The organism is Mesorhizobium sp. B2-4-3 (genome assembly GCF_006442815.1).
In the GTDB taxonomy this organism is placed as follows: domain Bacteria; phylum Pseudomonadota; class Alphaproteobacteria; order Rhizobiales; family Rhizobiaceae; genus Mesorhizobium.
The window spans coordinates 37,389-63,727 of sequence record NZ_VFVL01000031.1 but is presented as its reverse complement, the minus strand read 5'-3'; the positions used below and the strand labels follow the sequence as shown (position 1 = coordinate 63,727).

Annotated in this window: 31 protein-coding genes and 1 tRNA gene; 23 read left to right on the top strand and 9 right to left on the bottom strand. The window is 63.5% G+C overall.

The features are described 5' to 3' along the window. Window positions 1-43 precede the first annotated feature (43 nt). From FJ956_RS24420 to FJ956_RS24410, 3 genes are all read left to right on the top strand, one after another. Window positions 44-316: a DUF4164 domain-containing protein gene (locus FJ956_RS24420; protein ID WP_140682218.1), complete on the top strand. Its 273-nt coding sequence runs from the start codon at window positions 44-46 to the stop codon at window positions 314-316. Window positions 317-320: 4 nt separating this feature from the next. Beyond that, window positions 321-686, top strand: a complete 366-nt coding sequence (locus FJ956_RS24415; protein WP_140647887.1) for a cell division protein ZapA — start codon at window positions 321-323, stop codon at window positions 684-686. 190 nt (window positions 687-876) lie between these two features. Further along, complete coding sequence (locus FJ956_RS24410; protein WP_140682220.1) at window positions 877-1,539, top strand: peroxiredoxin; 663 nt, start codon at window positions 877-879, stop codon at window positions 1,537-1,539. Window positions 1,540-1,619: 80 nt separating this feature from the next. Here the strand turns inward: FJ956_RS24410 and rpoH are convergent, their stop codons facing one another. Next, window positions 1,620-2,531 carry an RNA polymerase sigma factor RpoH gene (gene rpoH / locus FJ956_RS24405; RefSeq protein ID WP_140545121.1) on the bottom strand — a complete coding sequence of 304 codons (912 nt, stop codon included), beginning with the start codon at window positions 2,529-2,531 and terminating at the stop codon, window positions 1,620-1,622. Between the two features lie 211 nt (window positions 2,532-2,742). Beyond that, window positions 2,743-3,807 carry an RluA family pseudouridine synthase gene (locus FJ956_RS24400; protein ID WP_140682222.1) on the bottom strand — a complete coding sequence of 355 codons (1,065 nt, stop codon included), beginning with the start codon at window positions 3,805-3,807 and terminating at the stop codon, window positions 2,743-2,745. A 26-nt stretch (window positions 3,808-3,833) separates the two neighbouring features. On the opposite strand from FJ956_RS24400, the gene FJ956_RS24395 reads away from it, so the two are divergent. The 3 genes from FJ956_RS24395 (at window position 3,834) to FJ956_RS24385 (ending at window position 4,878) form a co-directional block, all read left to right on the top strand. Continuing rightward, window positions 3,834-4,217: a fimbrial protein gene (locus FJ956_RS24395; RefSeq protein ID WP_140682224.1), complete on the top strand. Its 384-nt coding sequence runs from the start codon at window positions 3,834-3,836 to the stop codon at window positions 4,215-4,217. Beyond that, window positions 4,214-4,627 carry a VOC family protein gene (locus FJ956_RS24390; protein ID WP_140682226.1) on the top strand — a complete coding sequence of 138 codons (414 nt, stop codon included), beginning with the start codon at window positions 4,214-4,216 and terminating at the stop codon, window positions 4,625-4,627. The genes FJ956_RS24395 and FJ956_RS24390 overlap by 4 nt, the downstream gene beginning before the upstream one ends. 176 nt (window positions 4,628-4,803) lie before the next feature. Next, window positions 4,804-4,878 (top strand) — tRNA-Glu (locus tag FJ956_RS24385). Window positions 4,879-4,910: 32 nt separating this feature from the next. On the opposite strand, the gene FJ956_RS24380 is transcribed toward FJ956_RS24385, so the two are convergent. From FJ956_RS24380 to FJ956_RS24370, 3 genes are read right to left on the bottom strand one after another with little or no spacing between them, the layout of a single operon-like run. After that, on the bottom strand, window positions 4,911-5,399 hold the full coding sequence (locus tag FJ956_RS24380) for a hypothetical protein (protein ID WP_246672185.1): 489 nt from the start codon (window positions 5,397-5,399) through the stop codon (window positions 4,911-4,913). 17 nt (window positions 5,400-5,416) lie between these two features. Next, window positions 5,417-7,285: an OmpA family protein gene (locus tag FJ956_RS24375; protein ID WP_140682227.1), complete on the bottom strand. Its 1,869-nt coding sequence runs from the start codon at window positions 7,283-7,285 to the stop codon at window positions 5,417-5,419. 1 nt (window position 7,286) lies between these two features. Continuing rightward, the gene (locus tag FJ956_RS24370; RefSeq protein ID WP_140682229.1) at window positions 7,287-7,640 is read right to left on the bottom strand and encodes a hypothetical protein; all 354 of its coding nucleotides are present in this window, start codon (window positions 7,638-7,640) and stop codon (window positions 7,287-7,289) included. A 419-nt stretch (window positions 7,641-8,059) separates the two neighbouring features. Between FJ956_RS24370 and FJ956_RS24365 the strand changes: the two genes are divergently transcribed. From FJ956_RS24365 to FJ956_RS24350, 4 genes are all read left to right on the top strand, one after another. Continuing rightward, on the top strand, window positions 8,060-8,410 hold the full coding sequence (locus tag FJ956_RS24365) for a YidB family protein (protein WP_140682231.1): 351 nt from the start codon (window positions 8,060-8,062) through the stop codon (window positions 8,408-8,410). Window positions 8,411-8,512: 102 nt separating this feature from the next. After that, on the top strand, window positions 8,513-8,854 hold the full coding sequence (locus FJ956_RS24360; RefSeq protein ID WP_140682233.1) for a DUF2853 family protein: 342 nt from the start codon (window positions 8,513-8,515) through the stop codon (window positions 8,852-8,854). A 138-nt stretch (window positions 8,855-8,992) separates the two neighbouring features. After that, window positions 8,993-9,412, top strand: coding sequence for a large conductance mechanosensitive channel protein MscL (gene mscL / locus FJ956_RS24355; RefSeq protein WP_140682235.1), 420 nt, complete (start codon window positions 8,993-8,995; stop codon window positions 9,410-9,412). 150 nt (window positions 9,413-9,562) lie between these two features. Further along, window positions 9,563-9,784, top strand: a complete 222-nt coding sequence (locus FJ956_RS24350) for a hypothetical protein (protein ID WP_140682237.1) — start codon at window positions 9,563-9,565, stop codon at window positions 9,782-9,784. A gap of 203 nt (window positions 9,785-9,987) precedes the next feature. Here FJ956_RS24350 and FJ956_RS24345 read toward each other — a convergent pair whose 3' ends face one another. Both FJ956_RS24345 and FJ956_RS24340 read right to left on the bottom strand, forming a co-directional pair. After that, the gene (locus tag FJ956_RS24345) at window positions 9,988-10,653 is read right to left on the bottom strand and encodes a response regulator transcription factor (protein ID WP_140682239.1); all 666 of its coding nucleotides are present in this window, start codon (window positions 10,651-10,653) and stop codon (window positions 9,988-9,990) included. 4 nt (window positions 10,654-10,657) lie between these two features. Continuing rightward, on the bottom strand, window positions 10,658-11,746 hold the full coding sequence (locus FJ956_RS24340) for a histidine kinase (RefSeq protein ID WP_140682241.1): 1,089 nt from the start codon (window positions 11,744-11,746) through the stop codon (window positions 10,658-10,660). Between the two features lie 266 nt (window positions 11,747-12,012). Here FJ956_RS24340 and FJ956_RS30635 point away from each other — a divergent pair, with 266 nt between their 5' ends. The 5 genes from FJ956_RS30635 to FJ956_RS24320 all read left to right on the top strand — a co-directional run bounded on the left by FJ956_RS30635 (window position 12,013) and on the right by FJ956_RS24320 (window position 14,959). Further along, window positions 12,013-12,189 (top strand): hypothetical protein, encoded by a 177-nt coding sequence (locus FJ956_RS30635; RefSeq protein ID WP_181170340.1) that lies wholly within the window; start codon window positions 12,013-12,015, stop codon window positions 12,187-12,189. Next, complete coding sequence (locus tag FJ956_RS24335) at window positions 12,186-12,611, top strand: helix-turn-helix transcriptional regulator (protein WP_140682243.1); 426 nt, start codon at window positions 12,186-12,188, stop codon at window positions 12,609-12,611. The genes FJ956_RS30635 and FJ956_RS24335 overlap by 4 nt, the downstream gene beginning before the upstream one ends. A 246-nt stretch (window positions 12,612-12,857) precedes the next feature. After that, window positions 12,858-13,439, top strand: a complete 582-nt coding sequence (locus tag FJ956_RS24330) for a VOC family protein (RefSeq protein WP_140682245.1) — start codon at window positions 12,858-12,860, stop codon at window positions 13,437-13,439. Window positions 13,440-13,461: 22 nt separating this feature from the next. Beyond that, on the top strand, window positions 13,462-14,301 hold the full coding sequence (locus FJ956_RS24325; RefSeq protein WP_140682247.1) for a glutathione S-transferase family protein: 840 nt from the start codon (window positions 13,462-13,464) through the stop codon (window positions 14,299-14,301). Window positions 14,302-14,587: 286 nt separating this feature from the next. After that, window positions 14,588-14,959 (top strand): hypothetical protein, encoded by a 372-nt coding sequence (locus FJ956_RS24320; RefSeq protein ID WP_140682249.1) that lies wholly within the window; start codon window positions 14,588-14,590, stop codon window positions 14,957-14,959. Between the two features lie 172 nt (window positions 14,960-15,131). Here the strand turns inward: FJ956_RS24320 and FJ956_RS24315 are convergent, their stop codons facing one another. Then, window positions 15,132-15,350: a hypothetical protein gene (locus tag FJ956_RS24315; RefSeq protein WP_140682251.1), complete on the bottom strand. Its 219-nt coding sequence runs from the start codon at window positions 15,348-15,350 to the stop codon at window positions 15,132-15,134. A 339-nt stretch (window positions 15,351-15,689) separates the two neighbouring features. Between FJ956_RS24315 and FJ956_RS24310 the strand changes: the two genes are divergently transcribed. Then, on the top strand, window positions 15,690-16,553 hold the full coding sequence (locus tag FJ956_RS24310; RefSeq protein ID WP_246681615.1) for a DUF2865 domain-containing protein: 864 nt from the start codon (window positions 15,690-15,692) through the stop codon (window positions 16,551-16,553). A gap of 55 nt (window positions 16,554-16,608) precedes the next feature. Here the strand turns inward: FJ956_RS24310 and FJ956_RS24305 are convergent, their stop codons facing one another. Then, entirely contained in the window at window positions 16,609-16,956 is a 348-nt protein-coding gene (locus tag FJ956_RS24305; protein ID WP_246672186.1) for a hypothetical protein, read from the bottom strand. Between the two features lie 334 nt (window positions 16,957-17,290). On the opposite strand from FJ956_RS24305, the gene FJ956_RS24300 reads away from it, so the two are divergent. From FJ956_RS24300 to phoB, 7 genes are all read left to right on the top strand, one after another. Next, complete coding sequence (locus FJ956_RS24300; protein ID WP_246672189.1) at window positions 17,291-20,512, top strand: response regulator; 3,222 nt, start codon at window positions 17,291-17,293, stop codon at window positions 20,510-20,512. A 493-nt stretch (window positions 20,513-21,005) separates the two neighbouring features. Next, complete coding sequence (pstS, locus tag FJ956_RS24295; RefSeq protein ID WP_140682255.1) at window positions 21,006-22,064, top strand: phosphate ABC transporter substrate-binding protein PstS; 1,059 nt, start codon at window positions 21,006-21,008, stop codon at window positions 22,062-22,064. A gap of 64 nt (window positions 22,065-22,128) precedes the next feature. Continuing rightward, window positions 22,129-23,115 carry a phosphate ABC transporter permease subunit PstC gene (gene pstC / locus FJ956_RS24290; protein WP_140682257.1) on the top strand — a complete coding sequence of 329 codons (987 nt, stop codon included), beginning with the start codon at window positions 22,129-22,131 and terminating at the stop codon, window positions 23,113-23,115. A gap of 3 nt (window positions 23,116-23,118) precedes the next feature. Further along, window positions 23,119-23,970, top strand: coding sequence for a phosphate ABC transporter permease PstA (pstA, locus tag FJ956_RS24285; RefSeq protein WP_140682259.1), 852 nt, complete (start codon window positions 23,119-23,121; stop codon window positions 23,968-23,970). Beyond that, complete coding sequence (gene pstB, locus FJ956_RS24280; RefSeq protein ID WP_095767369.1) at window positions 23,967-24,770, top strand: phosphate ABC transporter ATP-binding protein PstB; 804 nt, start codon at window positions 23,967-23,969, stop codon at window positions 24,768-24,770. The genes pstA and pstB overlap by 4 nt, the downstream gene beginning before the upstream one ends. Before the next feature lie 20 nt (window positions 24,771-24,790). Beyond that, window positions 24,791-25,498, top strand: coding sequence for a phosphate signaling complex protein PhoU (phoU, locus tag FJ956_RS24275; protein ID WP_140682261.1), 708 nt, complete (start codon window positions 24,791-24,793; stop codon window positions 25,496-25,498). 16 nt (window positions 25,499-25,514) lie between these two features. Further along, window positions 25,515-26,204, top strand: a complete 690-nt coding sequence (gene phoB / locus FJ956_RS24270) for a phosphate regulon transcriptional regulator PhoB (protein ID WP_010911896.1) — start codon at window positions 25,515-25,517, stop codon at window positions 26,202-26,204. The last annotated feature ends 135 nt before the right edge of the window (window positions 26,205-26,339 follow it).

The following is a 26,339-nucleotide window of genomic DNA, read 5'->3' as shown; positions in this document are numbered from 1 at the left end:
GAACGCGCGCGATTCGGTGATGGGCAGGGCATAGGACGAGGCCATGACCGGGGAAACGACCCTCAGGGAAGTCATCGCCAGGCTGGGCAAGGCCATGGAAGGGCTGGAAAACGCCGTGGCGGCGAAGCTCGAGCATGAGCGCGATTATTCGGAAGCCGAGGCCGAGGTGCAGCGCATGAACGCCGACCGTTCGCGCCTGGCGCAGGAGCTCGACAATTCCGAAGCGCGCGCCGAGCGTCTGGAAGATGCCAACAAGGAAGTGTCGCGGCGGCTGGTGACCGCCATGGAAACCATCCGCGCGGTTCTGGACAGGTAAGGCAATGGCACAGGTCACCGTTTCCATCGACGGCAAACAGTATCGCATGGCCTGCGACGAGGGCCAGGAAGAGCACTTGATCGACCTTGCCGAGCGCTTCGACCGCTATGTCTCGCATCTGAAGGACTCCTTCGGCGAGATCGGCGACCAGCGGCTTACCGTCATGGCCGGCATCATGGTGATGGACGAGCTCTCGGAGCTCACCAAGCGCGTCAAGGGCATGGAGAGCGAAGTGCTGACCTTGCGCAAGACGCGTGATGAGGCGCTGACCAAGGCCGACAAGAGCGACAGCGTGCTCACAACCGCGCTCGGCGCGCTTGCGCAGCGCATGGAAGATCTCGCGGCGACGCTCGCGCTAAAGAAAGCCTGAGCGCCCGGCGCCAGCGGTAAATCGAAAATCCTGCCTCCAATTGCGGGCGACGGCGAAAAATTTTCGCCTGCCATGGGCAAGCTTCCTACTCCAGGCGTTTGAACCCTACCCTCATGGTGCTAAAACTAACGCCCGGCCTCCGCCCAACTGGGGTGCGCCGGCGGTTTTCACAAAAGGGTAGGGATAGGTCATGAGTCTTCGTATCAACGATATCGCGCCGGATTTCACGGCCGAGACCACGCAGGGCACCATCAAGTTCCACGACTGGATCGGCGACGGCTGGGCGGTGCTGTTCAGCCATCCGAAGAATTTCACCCCGGTCTGCACCACCGAGCTCGGCACCATGGCCGGCCTGGAAGGCGATTTCAAAAAGCGCAACGTCAAGATCATCGGCATCTCGGTCGATCCGGTGTCGAGCCACGACAAGTGGCAGGCCGACATCAAGACCGCCACCGGCCATACGGTGCACTATCCGCTGATCGGCGACAAAGACCTCCAGGTCGCCAAGCTCTATGAAATGCTGCCGGCCGGCGCCGGCGACAGCTCGGATGGCCGCACGCCGGCCGACAACGCCACCGTGCGCTCGGTCTACGTCATCGGCCCGGACAAGAAGATCAAGCTGGTGCTGACCTATCCGATGACCACGGGCCGCAACTTCGACGAGATCCTGCGCGTCATCGATTCCATCCAGCTGACGGCCAAGCACCAGGTGGCGACACCGGCCAACTGGAAGCAGGGCGACGACGTCATCATCACCGCCGCCGTCTCCAACGAGGACGCGATCAAGCGCTTTGGCGCCTATGAGACGGTGCTGCCGTATCTGAGGAAGACCAAGCAGCCCTCGGCGGGCTGACCTGAATCTCAGCCCGCCTTATCGTCCAAACAAAAAGGCGGCGCCCCGGCGCCGCCTTTATTCATTGATGCCTTGAGCTGTCAGGCCGCGGGCTGCGCCTCGATGGTGCGCAGCGCCTGGGTTTGGCGCTTGGCGGCGGCCTTGACCGCGTCCTGCACCTTCTCGAAGGCGCGCACCTCGATCTGGCGCACGCGCTCGCGGCTGATGTCGAACTCGGCCGACAGCTCTTCCAGGGTCAGCGGCTCTTCGGCGAGGCGACGCGCCTCGAAGATGCGCCGCTCGCGGTCGTTGAGCACGGACAGAGCGCCCGACAGCATGGAGCGCCGGTTTTCCAGCTCGTCCTGCTCGATCAGCATCTCTTCCTGGCTTTCGTGGTCGTCGACCAGCCAGTCCTGCCATTCGCCGGACTCGCCCTCGCTCGCCCGGATCGGGGCGTTGAGCGAAGCGTCACCCGACAGGCGGCGATTCATCGATACCACTTCCGCCTCGGAAACGTTGAGGCGGGTGGCGATCTCGGCGATCTGGTCGGGCTTCAAGTCGCCATCATCGAGCGCCTGGATCTTGCCCTTCACCTTGCGCAGGTTGAAGAACAGACGCTTCTGGTTGGCGGTTGTGCCCATCTTGACCAGGCTCCACGAGCGCAGGATGTATTCCTGGATCGAGGCCTTGATCCACCACATGGCATAGGTGGCGAGCCGGAAACCACGCTCCGGTTCGAATTTCTTCACGGCCTGCATGAGGCCGACATTGCCTTCCGAGATCACCTCGCCGATCGGCAGGCCGTAGCCGCGATAGCCCATGGCGATCTTGGCGACGAGCCGCAAATGGCTGGTGACGAGCTTGTGGGCAGCCGTGGTGTCCTGATGCTCGGCGTAGCGTTTCGCGAGCATGTACTCTTCCTGCGGCTGAAGCATCGGAAAGCGGCGGATTTCTTCCAGGTAACGGGCGAGACCGCCTTCACCGGAAACGATACTGGGTAATGATTGGGCCATGATAGCGCCCCTCTCTCTTTGGAGTGGATGCCCCCGAAAAGCGGCGGGCATTCGTCACGGATGCCAAAGGCTCATCCGCGACAACCTGTGTATATAGGAACAAAACCAGAAAAGACAGCATTTGTTCAACACGAAACAGTGTGTCACGCTGAAGTGAACAACGCCAGTCAGGTTTTTTGATGGTCGGTTTGAAGCGTCTTAATGGCAGGTTTCAGAGCTTGCGGAAGCCGCCGACCAATTCCTCCATGTCCCTTGGTATTGGCGCCTCGAACCTCATCGATAGATGGGTGGCCGGATGCCGAAATTCAAGGAGCCAGGCATGCAGGGCCTGCCGGGGAAAGGCGGCGACCTTGGCTTTCAAGGGTTCGGGCAGCCGGTTGGCCTTGGTGCGGAAGGCCTGCCCGTAATCAGGGTCGCCGACGACCGGATGGCCGATATGGGCCATGTGGACGCGGATCTGGTGGGTGCGGCCGGTCTCCAGCCGGCATTCGACCAGGCTCGCGGTGGCAAAAGCCTGCTGTCCTTCGCCGAAGCGGTCGACGACGCTGAAATGGGTGACGGCATGGCGGGCGTCGTCGCGGCTTTCAGGCACCACCGCGCGGCGGACGCGATCGGCGGCGCGGCCGAGCGCGGCGTCGACGGTGCCGGTCGGCCGCTGCGGAATACCCCAGACCAGCGCCAGATAGGCGCGTTCGAGATCGCCGGTGCGGCCGTGGTCGGCAAAGGCCGCTGACAGCGCCTTATGCGCGCGGTCGGTCTTGGCCACGACCATGACGCCGCTGGTTTCCTTGTCGAGGCGATGGACGATGCCCGGCCGCCTGACGCCGCCTATGCCGGACAGGCTGTCGCCGCAATGATGGATCAGCGCGTTGACCAGCGTGCCGGTCCAGTTGCCGGCGCCGGGGTGGACGACCAGCCCCGCGGGCTTGTTGATGACGATCAGCTCGTCGTCCTCGTAAAGGATGTCGAGGGCAATGTCCTCGCCTTGCGGCTCGGCCGGCTCCGGCGCGGGCACCAGGATCTCGATCCGCTCACCGGCGATCAGCTTGCGCTTGGCTTCCAGCACCTGCCTGCCGGCGATGGAGACCGCGCCTTGTTTGATCAGCGCCTGCACGCGGCTGCGCGAGAGCTCCGGCCCGAGCCGGGCGGCAAGCCACTGGTCGAGACGCTGGCCGGCGGCGTCGGCGCCGGTTTCCAGCACGACGGCTTCGCCGGATTCCTCGTCCGCCAATTCGTCCTCTATCAATATCGGGGTCTCTTCGTTATGAGCGCTCATCGAAACCCGTTGCGGATTGTCTAGCCATGGCCCGGCCAATCGCCGAAGAAGATGAGGAAAAGCCGCTCGACCCCGCGGCCGAGAACGTGCGCCGCAAGCTCGTCCGCTTCATGATCGTCAATCTCGGCCTTCTGTTCCTCGCCCTTATGGTGGTGATCGGGGCGCTTGTCTACAAAGCCCGCAACGCGCCGGTGGCCGGACCGGCTCCTGCCGCCGATGTCCAGGCTCCAGCCGGCGCGCCGCTCTCGGGCGACATCGTGCTGCCCGTCGGCGCCAAGGTGATCAGCCAGTCGCTCTCCGGCAACCGCCTGTCGATCGATGCCGAGCTTGCCGACGGCAGCCATTCGATCTTCGTCTACGACATCGCCGAGCGCCGCATCATCGGCCAATTCGCGGTTCGCAACAAATGAGCGACTTTGCCGAGCGGCGCAGCATCGCGACCGTCGCGCTCATCGTCGGCAATTACGACGAGGCGGTTCGCTGGTATGTCGAGCGGCTCGGCTTCATGCTTATCGAGGATGCCGACCTCGGCGGCGGCAAGCGCTGGGTCACCGTCGCGCCGGCGAAGGGCCAGGGGGCGCGGCTGCTCTTGGCGGAAGCCTCTGGCGAGGAGCAGACAAGCCGCATCGGCAACCAGACCGGCGGCCGGGTGTTTCTGTTCCTCGAAACCGACGATTTTTCCCGCGACCATCAGGCGATGCTCGCCAAGGGCGTCGAATTCCGCGAGGCGCCGCGCTTCGAGGCCTACGGCACTGTGGCGGTGTTCGCCGATCTCCACGGCAATCTCTGGGACCTGATCGAGCCGAAACGGCAGGGCTGACGGGTGGCGGCCGGCAAAGCGCGCGAAGCGGTCGAATCCCTAGGCGGAGCCAATGAATGCTCCGTTTAGGCTTTTTGTTTTGTCGCAGATTCTTGTCGGAAAACCGTACGACACTTTTCCGGAATCTGCTCGATTGCTTTTTCCCGGCCGCCAGCCTATGTAGCCGGTTCTTGAGCGCGCCCATCGTCTAGCGGTCAGGACACCGCCCTCTCACGGCGGGAACAGGGGTTCGATTCCCCTTGGGCGTACCAAGACAATCAAACAAGCCGAATTTCTTGCCGAGCTACAGTCGCCGGCGCCGTATCGTTTCGGCGAGCTCGGCAAAGGCTTCCACGATTCCCTCGCCGTTCTTGGCGCTCACGAACTTGACGCTCGATCGCGGCAGCTGGCCGATCTCTTCGGCGCTGCCGGGGGCCTCGGCGAGATCGATCTTGTTCACAAGGGCCCGGTATGGCCTGCCCGGAAATCGCGCCTCGAAGCTGCGGATCAGCTCGACCATGCGCGTCACGGTTTGCGGGCGCGTCACGTCCGACACGACGATCGCGGCCGACGCGCCGGTGACGTAGACGGTGTCGAAAATGCGCGTCCCGAAATCGCCGTCGGTGTCCCACAGTACAAGCCGCGCCGCGTCGCCTCCGCGAACCGGATCGGCCGGAACATCGTAGCTGAGCACCTCGACGCCGAGCGTCGATTTGTATTCGCCGTCGAAACGATCATGCACGAGGCGGTACATGATGGACGTCTTGCCCACCCCCATGTCGCCAAGCAGCATGACCTTCGCGCTGAGCATCATTGAGGGCGCTCGGCGCGGAACACATTTTCGAAGGTGACGCGGCGGTTGCCTTCGCTCGGCACGTCGGAAATCGGAATGGATGACGAGCGCGAAACCACGAACAACCGCGATGGCTCGATCCCGACCGAGGTCAATCTTCGCACCACCTGGTCGGCCCGCTTGCGGGCAACGGTCCGATTGGTGGCATCCGTTCCGGTATCGTCCGCGTGCCCTACGACACGGATTCTCAGATCGTTGCCCGCAAGCAGCCCTGCCAGATCACGAATCTGCTGGTCCGCCGCGTTGTCATCGGCAAAAGTGTCGGCGTCGCCAAAGAAAATTGCCGTCGAGGCCATGAAGCGGTTGAGCCGCTCGGCCGGGCTGTCGGCTATCGATTGCAGGGCGTCGTACTGCTGGTTCCTGGATTTTGTTTCCTCGGCTATCGCCGCGCGTGTTTCATCGATGCCCGCCCGCAGGCCGGCAACGGATTGCAGCTCTTCGTCGTTCAGCCCGCGCGCCTGATCGATGCGGGCCTGCAAGTCTGCGAGAGACTGCCGCTGACCGGCAACCGCTTTGCCGGTTTCGCCCGCGGACGTCTGCACATCGGCAAGAGATTGCCGCAGCTCGGCGATCGTCCGGCGGTTCTCGTCGATGCCCGCCTGCAGGCCGGTCACCGATTGCCGCAGGGCGTCGATGTCGGCGCTGAGCGCCGCCGACTGTTCCATGCCCGGCACGACGCCGATCCGGCCAACGACCCGATAGGGCGCTGCGGCCTTGGCCAGGGCGTCGATCAGCGGAGCTGTCTGCAACTGGCTTGGCTCTATGCCGGAGACCGAGACGCTGCGATTGCGGTGATCAAAATCCAGGCGCAGGGGAAACGTCTCCAGCAGCGGTTCCTTGCCGGCCAGTTCCTGGAGCGCATCGTTGGCGCGCCGCTCCAGCATCATGCGGGTCAAATAGACGCTCGCCAGCCATGCCAACCCGGCGGCGACGAGAGCCGCGAGCACGAACAGGACGACCTTTCCGCCCCGACGCGATTTGGGCTCCGCGGCCGGACCGACTTCGATGGATGTGGCCAGCGACGCCAGCATGGCGGCGTCGCAGTCGAGGCCGCGATCCATGTTCTCGATGGTATCGAAGAAAAGCGAATTGATCCTGTCATTGTCGACGGGGCGAAGGGGGCCGATGCATTCCGCGGCCAGGATGAACCGGGGCGAGGCGCGAAGCACGATCTCGCGTCCGCCGAAATCGAGCTGCTGCAGATTGCCTTCTCCGGCAAGTGCTTGGACGGAAAATTCCAGGATCGCCGCGACCATCGCGCTCAGCAGGTCGGCCCGCTCGTCGGAGGTTTCTTGCCTCCTCCAGTCGGCGACGAGGCGTCCGTTGCCGCGCTCGATCATCAGCAGCCGGTTGACGCGCGGCGGGCTGGCGTTTGCCAGAACGAACTCGCTGATCGGCCGGCCGGTCGCCAGCGACTTGACGCGCCCGATCCACAGCTCCGTGGATGTCAGGGCGTTGAGGCGCTGCTCCAGCCGCGCGACGAGTTCCTTGAATGCGTTCGCCACGGCCGCGCTGACCAGCCTGCCCGTGATCGGGTACAGCGCATCGACCATGAGGTCGCGTGAGTTCCTGATCTCGCTGCGGATCGCGGAGACCACCGATGGCGCGATGGCGTTCGCCAGCTCGCGCGGCCGAACGACTTCGGCGCGCTCAAGCGCGGCGACCAATATGTCGGCCGTCGCCGCTTCGAGACGGTCGGGGCCGCCTATATATTGCTGCAGCAGAGCGACATCCGCTCCCAGCGCCTCGAGACGTGCCGCCTCCGTTTGAAAGAGCAGTTTTCTAAGCTGCTCGATCTCACGGTTCTGGCCGGCGGCGGACGTCATGCTACTTTCCCGCGCGGCCGGAGCCTAGCCCGCTGATGGTTGCTCCAAGGTCCGAAATCGCGGCGCCGATGTCCCGTTGCGAGGCGAGCCGCTTCTGTTCGGTCTCCCGCTCCAGTTCCAGGACGTGCGCTTGCAGGACCGCGAGTTCCTTCGCAAAGTCCGCCTGGAGCTGCTTGATGGTGGCCAGCATCTCCTCGCGCAGGCCGGCAAGGTTGCTCTCGAGCGATCGCTGCGCGCCTCCGAACAGGAGATTGCGAACCTGGTCGATCGTCGCGTCGGGATGGATCGTGGCTTCCGATCCGTTGGCGGATGCAGCTCCATCCGCACCTTTTCCAGCTTGCTCGGCGGCTTTCATGTTCTTTCCTCGGTTCTCACGCTCACTGATATGGTGACGACCGTTATATCAAATCCTAATTCGCGCGACAGGCAATCGACTTATTGCCGTCGCGGGCTATCACGCCCCGAGCTGGTATTCGCGCCGCCATGTCCATCGTCACCTATCGCAATGACTGCTCGCACGCCAGTCGCCCCTCGGGCTGAATCGAATCCGAGTTGAATCGAATGCAGGCCAAGCAGCCCCTGCACCGGGAAAGACGCGGAGCCGCCTTGCCAGCAGCATGCCGGGTTCGAGGGCGATCCGGCTACTGCCGAATATGACCTTCGTCACCTCCGGTCCTGACCTTCGTCAGGTGTCGCAACCCCTTGAAACGGCCTAAATCGGCACGCCTGAACGCTGCGCGACGGCGGACGTGATTTTCGACGGGAGGTTTCCGGATGGGATTTTTGGACAGTTTGCAAAGCGCGTTGCAAGGCGGGCAGCAGGACGGAGGCTCGTCACTCCTGGCCGATGCTCTGACCAGCGTTGGCGGTTATCAGGGCGTGCTTGCCATGCTGCAGAAGTCGGGTCTCGGCGACCGCGTCGAATCCTGGCTGAGCACCAACGCCGCAAATCTTCCGATCGCGCCCGACGAGATCAAGGCGGCGCTTGGCGACCAGCGTCTTCAGCAACTGGCGGGCCAGTTCGGCATTCCGCTGGATCAGGTGGCCGCCGTCCTGGCGCAGCATCTCCCAGCCGCCGTCGACCAGGCGAGCCCTGATGGTGCGCTCGCGACGCGTGGCGGCTGACACTTACGGGCAGCGGTCAAATCCAGACATGGCTTTGCGGCGACCAAGCCGCGCGGCTCGACGGCAGCGTCGCTGTCTGGCCGGAAACGAGAGGGCAAGCGTGTGAGCAAGCAAGACGAACTGATCAGCAAATATGCGGCGGACCTGAGGGTCAAATGCGGCCTTACGGCGGATATGGATCTCTTGACGAAGGTGACGAAGGGCTGCGGTCCTGCGATCTACGACAAGGATGCATCCACCGTTTCGGCCTCGGACAGGGAGGAACTGGAACGGGTCAAGAAAAACTTTCTCATCAAGAGACTGGGGATGGCGGCCGATGCCGGCCTGGATGCGGGGCTCGCCAGGGTCATCGACCAGTACGGCCGCACCAACCGCAACAAACATCGCGCGGTCTTCTACTACCTGCTCGTCAAGCATTTCAGGCGCGAGAGCGCCTTCGCCTGACGGCGCAAACAGGCAAATGGGCTAGAGCAATTCCAAGAAAAGTGCGTGCGGTTTTCCGTCCGGAATTGCGTCAAAACAAAGAGATAGGGCGGTTCGCCATTTCCGTGAAACGGTGAAACGCCCTAAGAGGAGATGGGGATGCTCAAAGAATTCCAGGAATTCATTTCCAAGGGCAACGTGATGGACTTGGCCGTCGGCGTCATCATCGGCGCCGCCTTCTCCAAGATCGTCGATTCGCTCGTCAACGACATCATCATGCCGATCGTCGGCGCGATCTTCGGCGGACTGGACTTCAACAATTACTTCTTCGGGCTGTCCTCGAACGTCCATTCGACCGCGTTGGCCGATGCCAAGAAAGAAGGCGCGGTCTTTGCCTATGGCAGCTTCATCACGGTCGTGCTGAACTTCCTGATCCTTGCCTTCATCATCTTCCTGATGGTCAAGGCGGTGAACAATCTGCGCAAGCGGCTGGAGCGCGAGAAGCCGGCCGCCGCCGCGGCCCCGCCCGCCGATGTCGCGCTGCTGACCGAAATCCGCGATTTGCTCGCGAGAAAATAGCGGATTTGTTCGAGGCGGCCGGACCCTGGTCCGGCCGCCCGCGATTCCGCTCCAGCCCGCGTCGTTTCTCGATCCGCCGGTCATCCCGGCCGATCAGCGGAAATCTCCAGCACAGCGTTCCGCTTTCAACAAAGGTCGCCCGCGCAAACCATGGGCAAGGCTTCGGACTCCATGACGATCGTTGCGGAATTGCTGACGAAGCTCGACGAGACCATGCGGACCGTGAAAGGCCATTTGGCTGAAATGGATGCCGAGCAGCTCAACGCGCTCATGCGCCTGCTTGCGCCTCGACCATCGATAGGCAACGCCGAGATGGTCCTGACCATACTGGCGTTCCGTGAGATCGAAGCCCGCAATCGGGCAAAGAGCTAGCCGTTCAGAGCTGCAGCGAGCCCGTCGACCGGCGCCTCCCTCGACCTGCCACCAAGAGCGGGAACTCAGGCAACCAGACTGCCCGTGGCTTTTCCCCCCAACCCCGAAGCCGCGGGCCTTTTTTGAGCGTTCGATCGCCACGTCGTTCCGGTGCGTGACGAAGCCCAGGCGCGCGCAGATGCGCATTCATTGCGGAAGGTCGTTCAGCCTATCGTTTTTATGGCCAGCTCGGTCCGGTTCTTGGCTCCGCACTTCTCCAGGATCGTGCTGACGTAGTTCTTTATCGTACCCTCGGCCAAATGCAGTTGGGCGCCGATTTCGCCATTGCTCTTGCCTTCGACGATCAGTTTGAGGATTTCGTTCTCGCGCGCGGTGAGGTCGCCACGCAACGGCGCGCTCGCCGGGGCGTGGCGCGGACGCAATCGCTTGAATTCCTCGAGAATTTTCGCGGCGACACCGGGTGAAAGCGCGGATTGGCCGTTCGCCACGGTCCGGATCGTCGTGGCGATCTCGTCGATCCTGGAGTCCTTCAGCAGATATGCCTTGGCTCCGGCGCTGACAGCTTCGAAAATCAGGTCGTTGGTCTCGAACGTGGTCAGGACCACGATGCCGGTTCCCGGAAATTCGCGCAGGATACGCTGGGTTGCCGTGACGCCGTCGGCGCGCGGCATTTGCAGATCCATCAGGACGACGTTCGGACGGTACCGGCGCGCGAACTCGATCGCCTGCTCGCCGTCGGCCGCGGCGCCGACAATTTCGAAATCGTCGTTTTGCTGGGCAAGCAGCGTGGCAAGACCTTCCCGGATCAATGTCTGATCCTCGGCGATCAGCACGCGTATCCTTTCGGATTTCAGGCGCGGATCGGTCATCTTGCTACACCTCCAACTTTCTACGCACCACGGCGCCGGACCGGTCGTTCGTTGCCGACACGGTCAGGGGAAGGGATGTCCGAACCAGCGTGCCCGCCCCCGGCGCGCTTTCCACCGCGCATTGTCCCCCCGCGAGCTCGGCGAATTCGGCCATTCCAATCAGCCCGAAATGTCCCTGTTTGGGGACGGTCCCGTCGAAGCCGCGTCCGTCGTCGCGGACATCGACAATGAGTCTTGCGCCGGCTTCGGTTCTTTCCACGACCGCGTCGAACCGAACCCGTCGCGCCTTGGCATGCGCCTCGATGTTGCGCAACGCTTCGCCGACGATGCGCCGAATCGTCGTCTCGTGATCCTGCAGCCCGGGGCGGGCTCCGTCATCGATTTGCGTGGAGACCTCGACACCGGTCTGCTGCGCAAAGTCCGACAGCATCTTCTCGACATCCGAACCCGGTTCGAGGTCGTCGGGCATCCTGAGCCGGGCGATGGCGTCGCGCGCCCGCGCCAAGCCGGTTATCGCGGCTTCCTCGGCAATTGCGAGCCCATCCGAAACACGGGCTGGATCGGTCGCCAGGAAATGCCGCGTCAGCCGGATTTGCGTCAGCAACGCGATGATCGAATGCACGAGCGTGTCGTGGAGGTCGCGCGCCAGGCGAAGGCGCGTGCGGGCGAGCGAGGCGAAGCGCACCTCGGAATTGGCGGCTTCGAGCTGCTGCTCCATCAAGCGTCGGGCGCGCCGTTCGCTTTCGAACATGATCTCGGCCTGGCGCGCCGTGAAGTCGGGCATCGCGATCACGACGTAGTGCGATCGATCGCCATTCCACAGGATGACCGCGGTGACGGGGCGGTCCAGCCCCGGCAATTCGGCCCGCACGCCCGACAAGGCGATCAGATCGCGGCGTCCCTCGGACAAGGCCGCCATCTCGGCCTCCATCCCGACCAGGAGCGTGCACTGGCAGCAGTCCGCTCCAAGGGCGGGGAGCCACTCGACCAAGCGCCCCACTTTTTGCTGAACTGTCCTGTCGGCCCGCAAAACAGCAAGCCCGATAACTTCCGCTTGCGCGGCCGGCAGTAATTCCGTGCCGATATCGATCATTCGTTCTCGCAAAAACAGCCGCAGGGCGCGGCAGTCCACTTTGACGTAAGCCCGAACCGGCCGCAAACGAATATGACTTTCGTCATCATCGCCCCTGACTTTCGACAGATGTCACGTTCCGGCCAAAGAGGCTAGATCGAAGGTCGTCGACATCGGCAACCTGTCGACGTGGTTTGAAACGATGATCTTTGTCCGGTTCGCCGGCACGATGGGCTCAGACCAAGGGAGCCGGGGTTGCCACGATTTCAGCACTGGGAAAAGGAACCGTGGACGTGGAGACGGTTTCGGCAGTTGCCGATCAGCTTTCAGATATTGGCGCTTCTGTCCGTAGCCGCGATCCTGTCGATCTCATTTCTGATCTTCGTGCTTTTTATTTTCAGGTAATCCAGGCTCCGTCTCGAGCCGCGCAGCAAGCCAAACCCGAACGCTGGTCGCCGCCATGAAGCTAAACGTCCAATTCATCAAGCACCCAGGCTCGAAAGAGCGCATGGTCGTGCTGCCGGAATCCCAGTTCCGCATACTCAAGCGGACCGCGATGGCGGGTGTGAGCGAGCTTGACGAGCCTGCTCCCCACAGTCCTTTGCCCAAGCGCGTCCTCGACAGGATCGCCGCCGGCGAGAACCCGGTTCGCGCCGTCAGGATCCTGCGCGGCCTGAGCGGAAGGCAACTCGCCGCCCAAGCCGGAATAACCCCGAGCATGCTGTCGCAGATAGAGCGCTCCGGAAAGACCGCCTCGACCAAGACCCTCAAGGCAATCGCGCACATCCTGGAAGTGCCCCTGGGTGCCATCTCGCCCCACCTATCCGCCGGGATCGGAGGTGTTCCGGCCGATACCGGCAGGACCGTGGCCTGGATCCTGACCTGACGGACCTGCGCCAGCGCGACGACTTTCGCCGCCGTTGGGCCATGACCTTCGTAGAGGTGTCGCTGCTTCTGGCGCAGCGTCCCGGATTGAATTAGCATCCCCTCATCGACGCTCCGGCCGCGATCCGACAGGATGCGGAATGCGGAGCGCAACGAGAACCGGGCGGTGGTCGCGGGCCGAGGCTCATCGAAGCGCGGCCAGGCACATGGAAACCGGTAAGGCGCAAGTGCAGGCGGGGAGGAGCCAATGCGGAAGCTGCAGTCGCAAGGCGTTCATCACATCACGCTGGTCGGTGCCGGGCGCCAGACCTCGATCGACTTCTGGGAGGGCGTGCTCGGCATGCCTTTCATCTTCGAGCAGCCCAATCTCGACAAGCCGAGCGAAAGCCATCTCTACTTCGATCCGGGCGACGGGCGTCTGATCACCGTTTTCACCGACGAGAGCCGGGCCCCGGTCAAGCGGCGGACACCGACCGATATCGGCTGTGTCCATCACATCGCGTTCTCGGTGTCGCGGGTCACCTTCCTGCAGGCTGTCGCGCGGCTCGACGAGCGCGGCATCAAGCACAGCGGCGTCAAGGATCGCGGCTTCATGGATTCGATCTATTTCGAGGATCCGCTGGGGCTGTTGATCGAGCTTGCTTCCTACCGCTTCGAAGCGCCGGCCGGCTTCACCCATGCAGACGTGTTGATGGAGGCGCACAAGATCCGCGTGGCGCGCGGCGACTACAACATCGCCGAACTGCATTTGGCCGACGCCATTCAGGCGCTGGTCGAGCGGTCACGCGAAACCCTGTCGGAAAACAGGGCGGCTAAAAATCCTTATTAACCGGGTCAGAGGGAGGACCGACATGGCAAAAGCTGCAGCGAAGAGTGCAAAGAAACCCGCAGCCAAGGCGGCGCCGAAAGCGGCGGCCAGGCCGGCCGCCAAAGCTTCGGCCAAGGCCGCGTCAAAGCCGGCGGCAAAAGCGGCACCCAAGGCGAAGCCGGCCAAGAAGCCCGGCATAAAACTCAGCATGCTGAGGCCGAGCGTCAACAACATGACGGTGCGGGTGTTCGCGCGCGCGGCCGGGCTCGATCCGACGGAGACCGATGCCTGGGGCCATACGCGCTCGCCCGAGTTCCTGGCGCGCAATCCGGCGCATCTGACGCCGATGATCGAGGACAAGGGCCTGCCGCGCGGCGTGCTGTGGGAAAGCTGCGCCATCATGCAGTATCTCGCCAACAAGCACGGGCTGGATAAGTTCTATCCGAAGGCGCCGGCCAAGCGGGCGATGATCGACAGCGCCATGTTCTATCTGGTCGGCACGCTTTATCCCTATGTCGCGCGCGCGACATATCCGGCGCTCAGCTTCCCGCAATATGCCGGCGAGGTCGGCCATAGCGACGCCCATCCCGACAAGAAATCGGAAGCGCAGAAGGCGGCGATGGCTGCGATCGCGGAGCCGCTCGAGGTGTTTCATTCCTTCTTTCGCGACGGCAAACCGTTCATCGGCGGCAACCACCCGTCGATCGCCGATATAAGGCTGGCGGCAACGCTCGAATTCCTGGCGGTCATCGACTACGCGCTGCCCAAATGGGCGAAGGAGTACATGGTGGCGCTGGAGAAGAAGCTCGGCAAGGCTTATGCGGAACCGGCCGGCGACGTGCGCGGCTACATCGCGCATGTGAAATCGCAAGCCGGGGCGTAGCAGTCGCTTGGGTTAAGGTTTCGTTTACCTAAGGCCTGTCTACTGGTCGCAGTCCTCGCCGCGACCACGGATGTACTGGCGCGAAGCGGAGGCGAAGGGAAAGGTCGGCTCAGCGCCGGCCTTTTGCTTTTCCGGCGGTTGTATCGCCTCGCTCCCACGCCAATCACGACAGGATGATTTCTCCGGTGCCAGACCGGTTGAAATCCTATTGTCATCGGCGTGGCTGATCCTACCATTATACTCGGTTGACACGGGCGAGCCGGGCAATGAAGCGACGAGGACGGCGATGACAAGAATGGTGAAACTTCCGGCAATCGCGGGTGCGCTCCTGGCGAGCGCCACCATCACGGCCGAACCCGCGCCGCTCAACAGCATGAACGAGGTTGGCGCCGCCTTGCTCGCCTGCTGGACACCGCCGGCCAATTCCGACAATTCCTCGGTCACGCTCAGCTTCAGCTTCAAACGCGACGGCACGCTGATCGGGCCGCCGAGGACGACCGCTATTCATGTCGGCGGCGACGACAAGGCGCGCAAGGCCTATGTCGATGCGGCGACCAAGGCCATGCAGGACTGTCTGCCGCTCAGCTTTTCGCCGTCGCTGGCGCAAGGCGTTGCCGGAAACGTCTTCACGCTGCAGTTCAACTCGCCGAAGAAATAGACGGAGGCGTGAACGGAAGGCCACGGCGAGCGCCGAGCTTAAAGCGCGTCGCGATCTTCCAGATTTGCTCCATGCGCTTTAGGCTCTTGATTTTACGCATGTCTTTATCCCGAAACCGGTTCCCACTTTCGGGAGACATGCTTCAACCGTGCGGCACTTCCCGGGATTGCTGTCAGGTCAACCGCGCGCGCCTGACCTGGGCGTGCTTTTCCAATTCCGGCATCTCGAAGACGTAATCGTTCCAGGCGGAGTCCGGGATCTGCCCGGCCAGGTAGCAATCCAGCAGAAGGCTTTGTTCGGGGGTAAGGGGTCTCGGCGCCTGCTCATGATCCAGCCCAAGCGAATGGATCAGGTTCCTGGTCAAGCCAGAGACGGTGAAGTGAATGGACATCTTCAGTCTCCTCTGCACTGCGCGGCTCACATCAACGCCAACAACGTTTATCGCCGGTCAAAGTTTCATCAGCAGTCCGTGATCGCGCAGCGGCCCGGCTTTTACGGACCTGAAAATGGTTTTTCGGCTACTGTCTCAATCTTGAAATGAAAGCGTAATATTCGCTTCACAAGACTGAGCGTAACACTTAGATCGTATAGGTGAGTTTCCGGCTAACCTTCATGTCTATGAGTTATTGCTCAATTAGCCGTCAGTTAAGTCTTCGAACAGGGGTGGCACCCGATGGCGAGGTTGCGATTTCTTAAGATATCATTGCTGGTGGTCATGGCGATCTTGGCGATGACGCAGGTTTCTTATGCTGATTCTTGCTCGGCGCTGAGAAGCCAGATGCTGTCCGGCGGTCGCGACGCGGCGAGCCCCGAGCTTGCGCAACTGCGGCGCCAGCTCGCCGCGATCCAGGGGCTGGAGAGGCAGCGCCGCTGCAGCGCCAGCAGCGCCGCCGGGGGCTTCTTCAATGCCTGCGCGGATCTTGCCCGGAATCGGACCGAGGTGCAGCGCCGGATCGCCGGCATCGGCAATTCCGGCCGCGACTCCTCCGGGTTGCAGGCGAGATACGTAGCGCTTGGCTGTCAGGAGGCTCCCAGGCGGCAGCAGGCGTCCAACACGGAGGCTTTCACCCCGGCATATGGCGGGAATGCGATGCTGTTTTGCGTTCGCCTCTCGGACGGTTATTTCTTCCCTGCGCCGAATTCGCAATTCGCGCGAGGCGGGGACCCCAAGGATACGGTCGATCAATGCCGCTACATCTGCGACGATGCGGGTGTCGATCTCTATACGCTGAGCGATCCGAGCCTCGAGACCGACCAGATGGTCGCGGTCGAGACGCGCAAGCCCTATACCGAACTCCCAACCGCCTTCCGCTATCGCGATGCCGCCGAGTTCAAGGCCTGCGACCTCAAGCGCTACTCCCAGCGGGTGGCCGAGCTCAGGGCGCGCACGGTGACGCCGCGCAACATGGAAAACGCCATCATTCCCCTGCCGACATCAAGGCCGGACATGGGTACGGTCTCGGAGATTCCATCGAGCAGCGCTCAGGGCGCGGGAGCGGATGCGATCAGTTCGATCGTGCAGCCCGAGGCGCTCGTCCCGGCAGATGCAAAGCCGGTGCGCGTGGTCGGGCCGGCCTTCTTCCCCGCGAATTGATCGGGCCATCGCCCCTGCCGCGGCAGGGCCGTCTGGCCGTTTTGACCAGGCAACATTATTCGCAGACGACCCGGTAGCGCCTGCCGTTCTCGCCGACATTCCTGCAGGCGAGGGGTCTCTGCTCGCCGGAAGACTCGTCCGGTAGGTCCCGGTTCAGGGATGGCGCCATCGAAGCGCGCCCGGGATAGCGCCGGACAGCGGGGCCGGGCGGCGCGCCCGGCGGCAGAGGAAAGACGTCCGATGCGATCTGCCGCGACGCTGTCGTTCCCGGTGGCGCCTCGTCCCAGACACGCCTGACATCCATCCGGCTTGGAACGATCACCGTGCCGTCGTCGCTGCGCACGCAGCCGCTCGCTGCAAGCAGCGCAGGGCACAGGACGAAAGCCGCGATTCGACCAAACATTAGCAACACCTCAGGCACCTTATAATGCGTTGTTGCCATGATCGCCAACGGGCGGATTACCGCAGCCGGCGCCTCGATCGGAATCTGGCTCAACGGCACTGGGCGGCAGGCGGTTGCAATCATTATGGTTAGCGGATCGTTAATGCTTGTCGGGCACATTCCGCCGACGGACCGGCACGGTTCGGCCTTGGGGGTAGGAATGGCGGATACGGACGGGACTGTCGGGGCGGACAGCGCGCGGAGCTCCAACAAGGCGGATATGCGCGGCAACGGGGCCGTTCTCGGTGGCGTCCACGATATGGTCGGGACTTCGGAGGCGCTTGCCAATCTCAGGCTGATGGTCGATTCGATGCCGATCGGCGTCATCGTTCTCGATGCCGAATTGCGGGCGGAGGTGGTCAACCAGGCATTCTACGATTTCTGGAAGATCGATCCGCGGCGCGCTCCGGCCGGCAGCCGCTTTCGCGACCTCATGGAAGCCAGCCGTGACGCCGATCCGTTCGGCGGCGAGGAACAGACCTGGCAAGGCCATGTGGCCGAACGGGAGGCCGAAATCCGCGCCGGAGCCGCGGGATCCAGGCAGTTGCCGCGCAAGGACGGCCGCACGCTGATCGCCTCGCTGGCGCCACTTCCCGGAGGCAAGCGGCTGATCTCCTATGTCGACATCACCGACATGAAACAGCGCGAGACAGAAGCGGAGGACGCGCGCAGGAACCTCGCCACCGTGCTGGAGTCGCTGCCGGCGGGCGTTATCATCTACGATCGCGACGATCGCTTCGTCTTCGCCAACCGCAAGCTGCAGGATACGCTGCCGGCGCTGAAGCCGGCATGGCAGCCGGGCCGCACGTTCCGCGAGGCATTGGCTCTCGGCCATTCGGTCGGCTACTTCCGCTCGAGCGGCGACACCGAAATCGACGGCCTGCATGGCGTCGACACCGAGCGCTGGCTCGACGCCATGCTCGAGCGCTACCGTTTGCCGAGCTCCGCCTACGAACGCCTCAACGCCGACGGGCGCTGGTACCAGGTCTATGACATGCGCACCGACGACGGGACGTTCATCGGCGTGCGCGTCGATATCACCGACATCAAGGCGCGTGAGAAGGCGTTGCGCGATTCCATGCGCCAGATCGACCTTTACCGGCATGTGATGGACGAGCTGCCCGTGGCCGCCTTCATCAAGGCCGACGACCTCAGCATAGAATTCGTCAACAAGGCCTGGTGCGCGCTGACCGGCCTCGCCAAGGACGAGGTCTTCGGCAAGACGGATCGCGAGCTTTTCGCCACGGAAGAGGCGGACGGTTTCAGCAATGACGACACCGACGTCGTGGCGACCGGCGCGGGGCGCGAGGTCGAGGAGGCCGTCACCCACCGCGACGGCACGGTGCGGCAGCTGATGACACGCAAGAGCCGGCTGGTGGCGATCGACGGCTCCGTGCATCTGGTCGGCTCCAGTACCGACATCACCGACGTCAAGGCGCGCGAGCAGGCGCTGCGGCAAAGCATGAGCGAGAACGAGGTGTTCCGCAGCCTCATCGACAATGTGCCGGTGTCGATCTACGCCAAGCGCTCGGACCTGAGGCAGTTCTACGTCAACAAGGGCTGGTGCGATCTGACCGGCTTCAGCAGGGAAGAAGCGGTCGGCAAGACCGACGTCGAGATCTTCGGCGCGGACGGCGAAGCTTTCGTCGCCGGCGACCTTGCCGTGCTGCGCACCGGCGAGACGCAGGAGATCGAGGAGACGGTGACGATGCCGGACGGCACCGTCAGGCACCAGTTCGCGCGCAAGGGCGCGATGATCGCCTCGGACGGCTCGCTCTATCTTATCGGCTCCACCACCGACATCACCGAGCTCAAGCAGCGCGAGGCCGAGCTCAGCGAGGCGCGCCGGCGCGCCGTGCTCGCCGACCGGGCCAAGTCGGAATTCCTCGCCAATATGAGCCACGAGATCCGCACGCCGATGAACGGGGTTCTTGGAATGGCAGAGCTGCTGGCAAAGTCGGACCTCGATCCGAAGCAGAAGACGTTCACCGACATCATCGTCAAATCCGGCAACGCGCTGCTCACCATCATCAACGACATCCTCGACTTCTCCAAGATCGATGCCGGCCAGATGGTGCTCGACCCGGCGCCCTTCAATCTCGCCGAGGCGATCGAGGACGTGGCGACGCTGGTGTCGACGCGCGCCAAGGAGAAGGACCTCGAGCTCATCGTCCGTGTCCAGCCGGGGCTGGACGGCCAGTTCGTCGGCGATGTCGGCCGGGTCAGGCAGATCGTCACGAACCTGCTCGGCAACGCGGTGAAGTTCACCGACGAGGGCCATGTCCTGGTCGACGTGACGGGCGACCGGGTCCCCGCGGGCACGAAGCTCACCATTTCCGTGACGGATACCGGTATCGGCATTCCGGAAGGCAAGCTGAAGCTGGTGTTCGAGAAATTCAGCCAGGTCGACACCTCCTCGACCAGGCGGCATGAGGGCACCGGGCTTGGCCTTGCCATCACCTCGCGGCTGGTCGAGATGATGGGCGGCGAGATCGGCGTCGACAGCGCCGAAGGCAAGGGCTCGACCTTCTGGTTCACCGTCACGCTGCCCAGGACCGAGCAGGGCGGACAGCGCATCATGCCGATCGACGTCACCGGCGCGCGCGTGCTCATCGTCGACGACAATGCCGTCAACCGCTCGATCCTGAGCGAGCAGATGGCGTCGTGGACGTTCGATTCCTGCGCGGCCGAAAGCGGCGCCGAAGGGTTGAAGGTGCTGATTGCCGCCGCCGCCTACGGCGTGCCGGTCGATTGCGTGGTGCTCGACTACCAGATGCCCGGCATGACCGGCGCCGAGATGGCGCGCATCGTGCGCAACACGGCGGGCCTGGCGCATACGCCCATCATCATGCTGACCTCGGTCGACCAGTCGCTTGCCGGCACGGCCTATCGCGACCTCGGCATCGATGCGCAGCTGATCAAGCCGGCGCGCTCCTCCATTCTCCTGGAAACGCTGGTCGCGACCATCCAGCGCCACCGCCACAGCAGCGCCGCGGCGCAACCCGCCGCAGGCAGCAGCCTCCCGCAAACCGCGCCGGCGCAGGCGGCGGCATCGGACCGCGCCATGCTGCAGCCGCCGCCGGTGCGGGCACGTCCACGCCCAGCCGAGGCTGAGCGCGGGCTCGACATACTCGTCGCGGAGGACAATGAGGTGAACCAGATGGTGTTCACCCAGATCCTCGGCGAGACCGGTTACCGCTTCGAGATCGTCGGCAACGGCCGCAAGGCGCTCGACGCCTTTGGCAGGCTCAATCCGCGCATGATCCTGATGGATGTCTCGATGCCGGAAATGAACGGGCTGGAGGCGACGGGCGCCATCCGCAGGCTCGAGGAGGACATGGGCACGCATGTGCCGATCGTCGGCGTCACCGCGCATGCGCTGAAGGGCGACCGCGAACGCTGCCTGGAGGCCGGCATGGACGATTACCTGCCGAAGCCGATTAGTCCGCGGGCGCTGCTCGAAAAGCTCGAGCGCTGGCTGGGTCCGGACGTCGAGACCCAGCGCAACGCCGGATAGAAACGAATTTGGCGGGCAGGACGGCGGCAAGACGCTGACGTATGCGTATGGTGCGATCGCACCATACCAAAGCAAACGCCAAGCTCGGACAATCACGACATTGATTCCGCTCTTCGGTTACGGGCGGGAGCAGCGACCGCCAACAAGAAACAGCGTCGACTCTACCCCAACGGACCCTGTTTTCGGCGATGGCCAGGCCATGATCCGCTCTGGCTTACAGGCAACGCACTCTCGTCCGGCTTTTATTTCCCGGCGGCCGTCATCCGGCCGCCGGGATAAATTTTGTTTCAAAAGTCAGACAAGTTGCTGATTTCCGCGGCAAACTCCGGCCGGCCCTTCGAGGCTGCGGCTGACCCTTCCGAGCATCCCCGTCCAGGCGTTACCGGGCTGACACGAAACTGTCATGCGACTGTAATAATCGAGGGCTATTGCGCTGACCGGGCGCCGATAGAACGGGTGCCGAAAGACCATCTTCCGAACAGGAGCAGGCCACATGAGACATTTCATCCGCTCGGCGGCCGTTGCGATTGCAATGGCTGCGGCATCTACCCTTAGCATCTCCGCCGCGATGGCAGCCGACATTTCCGGCGCCGGCGCCACCTTCCCCTACCCGATCTATGCGAAGTGGGCCGACGCCTACAAGAAGGAGACCGGCATCGGTCTCAACTACCAGTCGATCGGCTCCGGCGGCGGCATCAAGCAGATCAAGGCCAAGACCGTCACCTTCGGCGCATCCGACGCGCCGCTGAAGGGCGAGGATCTCGACTCCACCGGGCTCGCGCAGTTCCCGATGGTGATGGGCGGCATTGTTCCGGTCGTCAACCTCGAAGGCATCAAGCCGGGCGAACTGGTGCTCGACGGTCCGACGCTGGCCGACATCTTCGCCGGCAAGATCACCAACTGGAACGACGAAGCGATCAAGAAGCTCAACCCCGACGCCAAGCTGCCCGACCAGGCGATCGCCGTCGTGCACCGTTCGGACGGCTCGGGCACCACGTTCAACTTCAGCTACTACCTGGCCGACGTCAGCGCCGACTGGAAGTCGAAGGTCGGTGTTAACACCGCGCTCGAGTGGCCGGTGGGCATCGGCGCCAAGGGCAATGAAGGCGTCGCCAACAACGTGTCGCAGACCGGTGGCGCAATCGGCTATGTCGAATACGCCTATGCCAAGCAGAACAAGCTGACCTACACCGACTTGATCAACAAGGACGGCAAGAAGGTCGAGCCGACCGCCGCCGCCTTTTCGGCCGCCGCGGCTAGTGCCGACTGGAGCTCGCAGCCGGGCTACGGCGTCATCCTGGCCAACCAGGCCGGCGCTGAATCCTGGCCGATGACCTCCGCCACCTGGATCCTCGTCTACAAGAAGCCCGACGACACTGCGGCCACGACCGAAGCGCTCAAGTTCTTCGCCTGGTCCTATGCCAAGGGCGACGAGCTGGCCGCCGGCCTGGACTACGTTCCGATGCCCGACGCTGTCGTGAAGAGCGTCGAGGAAATGTGGGGCAAGGACATCGTCGACGCGAGCGGCAAGCCGCTCTACTCCGGCATGTAATTCTTAGCGAACAAGGAGGGCGTCTCCGGCGCCCTCCTGTCTCTTTCGAAATGCGAGGGGCTAAATGACAGCCGTTTCCGACGCCGCGACGTCGTCCGCCCTGCGGACCAGAGAAGCGACAGTGCGCCGCTTCGCCTTCACCGACATGGCATTCCGGACGGCCACGCGCCTTTCCGCGATCCTCGTGCTGGTTCTGCTCGGCGGGGTCGCGATCTCGCTGGTCACCGGCTCGTGGGAGGCGCTGTCGAAGTTCGGCTTCTCCTTCCTGACCACCGAATCCTGGAACCCGGTCACCGAGAATTTCGGCGCCCTGGCGCCCATCTACGGCACCATCGTCACCTCGGCCATCGCCATTCTCATCGCTGTGCCGATCGGCATCGGCATCGCCGTCTTCCTGACCGAGCTTTGCCCGCGCCCGCTCAGGCGTCCGATCGGCATCGCGGTCGAGCTGCTCGCCGGCATTCCCTCGATCATCTACGGCATCTGGGGCCTGTTCGTCTTCGCGCCGTTCCTGCAGACGACGATCCAGCCCTTCGTCATCTGGCTGTTCAAAGGCATCCCCGGCCTCAACAGCCTGTTTGCCGGCCCGCCCTACGGCATCGGCCTGCTGACCTCGTCGATGATCCTCGCCATCATGGTGCTGCCCTTCATCACCTCGATCACCAAGGACGTGTTCGACACGGTGCCGGCGGTGCTGAAGGAATCGGCCTACGGCATTGGCTGCACGACCTGGGAAGTGACCCGGCGCGTGACCATCCCCTATACCCGCGTCGGCATCATGGGCGGTGTCATGCTCGGCCTCGGCCGCGCGCTCGGCGAGACGATGGCCGTCACCTTCGTCATCGGCAACGCGCACCGCATCAGCGCCTCGCTGTTTGCGCCGGGCACGACGATCTCGGCGACCATCGCCAACGAATTCACCGAAGCCGACGGCGATCTCTATACATCCTCGCTGGTATCGCTCGGCCTGATCCTGTTCATCATCACCTTCATCATCCTCGCGCTCGCACGCTACATGCTGTTGCGCATCGATAGCCGCACGGGAGCCTGACCGATGTCGACTGCCGCATCGCTTCACCAAAACCGCAAACGCAAGAATGCCGTGATGATGACGCTGTGCGTCGTCGCGGCGGGCATCGGCCTCGCCTGGCTGGCGCTGATCCTCGGCGCCCTGCTCTACAAGGGGCTGTCCGGGGTGAACCTGGCGGTGTTCACTGAAATGACGCCGCCGCCCGGCGACGCCGGCGGCCTGCTCAACGCCATCTACGGCAGCATCGTCATGACGATCATCGGCATCGTCGTCGGCACGCCGATCGGCGTGCTGGCTGGCACCTACATGGCCGAATATGGCCGCTTCTCGAAGCTCACGACGGTGGTGCGCTTCATCAACGACATCCTCTTGTCGGCGCCATCGATCATCATCGGCCTGTTCGTTTATGAGCTGATGGTGCGGCCGATGGGGCACTTCTCGGCGATTGCCGGCGCCGTCGCGCTGTCGATCCTGGTGATCCCCGTCGTGGTGCGCACCACCGAGGACATGCTGAACCTCGTGCCCAATGCGCTGCGCGAAGCCGGCGCCGCCATCGGCGCGCCGCGCTGGGTGGTGATCCGCTCGGTCGCCTATCGCGCCGCCCTGTCCGGCATCGTCACCGGCATATTGCTGGCGATCGCCCGCATCTCCGGCGAGACGGCGCCGCTTCTCTTCACCGCGCTCAACAACCAGTTCTGGTCGAGCAATCTCAATGCGCCGATGGCCAGCCTGCCGGTGACCATCTTCCAGTTCGCTCTCAGCCCTTACGAGGAATGGCAGCAACTGGCCTGGACGGGCGCACTCATAATCACCCTGACGGTTCTCGGGCTGAGCATCATCGCCCGCAGCCTAACCGGACGCAGAGAGGACAGATGAAACCGATGTTGTCCACCGACCTGAACGCAGCCGACACGACCGTCGAGAAGGCCAAGATCGAGGTCAAGAACCTCAATTTCTACTATGGCCAGTCGAAGGCGCTGAAGGACATCAACCTGTCCCTGCCCGAGCGCAGCGTGACAGCCTTCATCGGCCCGTCGGGCTGCGGAAAGTCGACGCTGCTGCGCGTGCTCAACCGCATCTACGAACTCTATCCGAAGCAGAGCGCCGAGGGCCAGGTGCTGCTCGACGGCAAGAACATCCTCGACCGCTCGCAGGACCTCAACCTGCTGCGCACCAAGATCGGCATGGTTTTCCAGAAGCCGACGCCGTTCCCGATGTCGATCTACGAGAACATCGCCTTCGGCGTCAGGCTCTATGAGAAGATCAGCAAGGCCGAGATGGACAGCCGCGTCGAGCAGGCGCTGAAGCGCGCCGCGCTGTGGAACGAGGTCAAGGACAAGCTCAACGCCAGCGGCCTCAGCCTCTCGGGCGGCCAGCAGCAGCGCCTGTGCATCGCCCGTACCGTGGCGGTGAAGCCCGAGGTCATCCTGCTCGACGAGCCGGCCTCGGCGCTCGATCCGCTGTCGACCGCCAAGATCGAGGAACTGATCGACGAGCTGCAGGCCGACTACACGATCGTCATCGTCACCCACAACATGCAGCAGGCGGCGCGCGTGTCGCGGCAGACGGCGTTCATGTATCTGGGCGAGCTGGTGGAGTTCGACCGGACCGAGAAGATCTTCACCTCGCCCCGCGAGAAGCGCACGCAGGACTACATAACCGGCCGCTTCGGCTGAGTTCATACGAGGACATCATCATGGCCGAACATACCGTCGCTTCCTTCGACGAGGATCTGAGGCAGATCAGCCGGCTCATCAACGACATGGGCGATCTCGCCAGCTCCATGGTCGGCGGTGCGACCAGGGCGCTGCTCGAGACCGACAATGCGCTGGCGCAACGCGTCGTCTCCGACGACGCCATCATGGACGCTCGTCAGCGCGAGCTCGACGACCGCGCCATCACGCTGATCGCCAAGCGGCAACCGATGGCGGACGACCTGCGCAACGTGGTCGGCTCGATCCGCATGGCGGGCGACCTCGAACGCATCGGCGATCTCGCCAAGAACATCGCCAAGCGCGTCGGCTCGGTCGGCGTCAGCGCCGCGCCGCGCGACCTCACGCATTCGATCGATTCGATGGCGCAGATGGTGCTGATCCAGGTCCAGGCCGTGATCCAGGAATATATGGTGGGCGATGCCACGGCGCTGGCCAAGCTTCGCAACGACGACGAGCGCATCGACGTCAAATACACGTCCGTCTTCCGCGAGCTGTTGACCTACATGATGGAAGACCCGCGCAACATCACCGCTTGCACGCATCTTCTGTTCTGCGCCAAGAATCTCGAGCGCATCGGCGACCATGTGACCAACATCGCCGAGAACGCCTATTATGTGCTGACCGGCACGCAATTGCCCGCCAATCGTCCGAAGCAGGACGAGACCGCAATGTCGGCGCCGGCGGCCTGACGAAAAGGTTACCTCAATGATCGCGCCACGCATCATGGTGGTGGAGGACGAGGAGCCGCTGGGGGTGCTGCTCCGCTACAATCTCGAATCCGAGGGTTACCAGGTCGAAGTGGTGACCCGCGGCGACGAGGCCGAAATCCGCCTTCAGGAAAACGTTCCCGACCTGCTCGTGCTCGACTGGATGGTGCCGGCGGTTTCCGGCATCGAGCTCTGCCGGCGCCTCAGGATGCGGCCCGAGACCGAGCGGCTGCCGATCATCATGCTGACCGCGCGGGGTGAAGAAAGCGACCGTGTGCGCGGCCTCTCGACCGGCGCCGACGACTATCTGGTCAAGCCGTTCTCGACGCCGGAGTTCATGGCGCGCGTCAAGGCGCTGCTGCGCCGCGCCAAGCCGGAGGTGCTGTCCAGCGTGCTCAAGGTCGGCGACATCGTGCTCGACCGTGAATCGCACCGCGTCTACCGCAAGAAGAGCGAGATCAGGCTCGGCCCGACCGAGTTCCGGCTGCTGGAATTCATGATGCGCCATCCTGGCCGGGTGTTCTCGCGCAGCCAACTGCTCGACAATGTCTGGGGCGAGACGATCTATATCGACGAGCGCACCGTGGACGTCCATGTCGGGCGCCTGCGCAAGGCGGTCAACAACGGCCGCATGCCGGACGTCATCCGCACCATCCGCGGCGCGGGTTACGCGATCAGGGAAGATTAGGAATAGGGCGCGGAGACGCTGACGGGTTCTGTCTCCAGCAGCGGATCGCATGCGTTGGCGGTTAGCCGAGACGCTTGAGCTTCGTCATCCATCCACGGGCGGAGCAAGGAGCGCAGCGACGCAGCGCAGACCCGA

Bases quoted from the DNA above. Each gene is read 5' to 3' on its own strand.
- FJ956_RS24420 (WP_140682218.1), top strand. From the start codon at position 44: ATGACCGGGGAAACGACCCTCAGGGAAGTCATCGCCAGGCTGGGCAAG.
- FJ956_RS24415 (WP_140647887.1), top strand. From the start codon at position 321: ATGGCACAGGTCACCGTTTCCATCGACGGCAAACAGTATCGCATGGCC.
- FJ956_RS24410 (WP_140682220.1), top strand. From the start codon at position 877: ATGAGTCTTCGTATCAACGATATCGCGCCGGATTTCACGGCCGAGACC.
- rpoH (WP_140545121.1), bottom strand. From the start codon at position 2,531: ATGGCCCAATCATTACCCAGTATCGTTTCCGGTGAAGGCGGTCTCGCC.
- FJ956_RS24400 (WP_140682222.1), bottom strand. From the start codon at position 3,807: ATGAGCGCTCATAACGAAGAGACCCCGATATTGATAGAGGACGAATTG.
- FJ956_RS24395 (WP_140682224.1), top strand. From the start codon at position 3,834: ATGGCCCGGCCAATCGCCGAAGAAGATGAGGAAAAGCCGCTCGACCCC.
- FJ956_RS24390 (WP_140682226.1), top strand. From the start codon at position 4,214: ATGAGCGACTTTGCCGAGCGGCGCAGCATCGCGACCGTCGCGCTCATC.
- FJ956_RS24380 (WP_246672185.1), bottom strand. From the start codon at position 5,399: ATGCTGCTTGGCGACATGGGGGTGGGCAAGACGTCCATCATGTACCGC.
- FJ956_RS24375 (WP_140682227.1), bottom strand. From the start codon at position 7,285: ATGACGTCCGCCGCCGGCCAGAACCGTGAGATCGAGCAGCTTAGAAAA.
- FJ956_RS24370 (WP_140682229.1), bottom strand. From the start codon at position 7,640: ATGAAAGCCGCCGAGCAAGCTGGAAAAGGTGCGGATGGAGCTGCATCC.
- FJ956_RS24365 (WP_140682231.1), top strand. From the start codon at position 8,060: ATGGGATTTTTGGACAGTTTGCAAAGCGCGTTGCAAGGCGGGCAGCAG.
- mscL (WP_140682235.1), top strand. From the start codon at position 8,993: ATGCTCAAAGAATTCCAGGAATTCATTTCCAAGGGCAACGTGATGGAC.
- FJ956_RS24350 (WP_140682237.1), top strand. From the start codon at position 9,563: ATGGGCAAGGCTTCGGACTCCATGACGATCGTTGCGGAATTGCTGACG.
- FJ956_RS24345 (WP_140682239.1), bottom strand. From the start codon at position 10,653: ATGACCGATCCGCGCCTGAAATCCGAAAGGATACGCGTGCTGATCGCC.
- FJ956_RS24340 (WP_140682241.1), bottom strand. From the start codon at position 11,746: ATGATCGATATCGGCACGGAATTACTGCCGGCCGCGCAAGCGGAAGTT.
- FJ956_RS24335 (WP_140682243.1), top strand. From the start codon at position 12,186: ATGAAGCTAAACGTCCAATTCATCAAGCACCCAGGCTCGAAAGAGCGC.
- FJ956_RS24330 (WP_140682245.1), top strand. From the start codon at position 12,858: ATGCGGAAGCTGCAGTCGCAAGGCGTTCATCACATCACGCTGGTCGGT.
- FJ956_RS24325 (WP_140682247.1), top strand. From the start codon at position 13,462: ATGGCAAAAGCTGCAGCGAAGAGTGCAAAGAAACCCGCAGCCAAGGCG.
- FJ956_RS24320 (WP_140682249.1), top strand. From the start codon at position 14,588: ATGACAAGAATGGTGAAACTTCCGGCAATCGCGGGTGCGCTCCTGGCG.
- FJ956_RS24315 (WP_140682251.1), bottom strand. From the start codon at position 15,350: ATGTCCATTCACTTCACCGTCTCTGGCTTGACCAGGAACCTGATCCAT.
- FJ956_RS24310 (WP_246681615.1), top strand. From the start codon at position 15,690: ATGACGCAGGTTTCTTATGCTGATTCTTGCTCGGCGCTGAGAAGCCAG.
- FJ956_RS24305 (WP_246672186.1), bottom strand. From the start codon at position 16,956: ATGTTTGGTCGAATCGCGGCTTTCGTCCTGTGCCCTGCGCTGCTTGCA.
- pstS (WP_140682255.1), top strand. From the start codon at position 21,006: ATGAGACATTTCATCCGCTCGGCGGCCGTTGCGATTGCAATGGCTGCG.
- pstC (WP_140682257.1), top strand. From the start codon at position 22,129: ATGACAGCCGTTTCCGACGCCGCGACGTCGTCCGCCCTGCGGACCAGA.
- pstA (WP_140682259.1), top strand. From the start codon at position 23,119: ATGTCGACTGCCGCATCGCTTCACCAAAACCGCAAACGCAAGAATGCC.
- pstB (WP_095767369.1), top strand. From the start codon at position 23,967: ATGAAACCGATGTTGTCCACCGACCTGAACGCAGCCGACACGACCGTC.
- phoU (WP_140682261.1), top strand. From the start codon at position 24,791: ATGGCCGAACATACCGTCGCTTCCTTCGACGAGGATCTGAGGCAGATC.
- phoB (WP_010911896.1), top strand. From the start codon at position 25,515: ATGATCGCGCCACGCATCATGGTGGTGGAGGACGAGGAGCCGCTGGGG.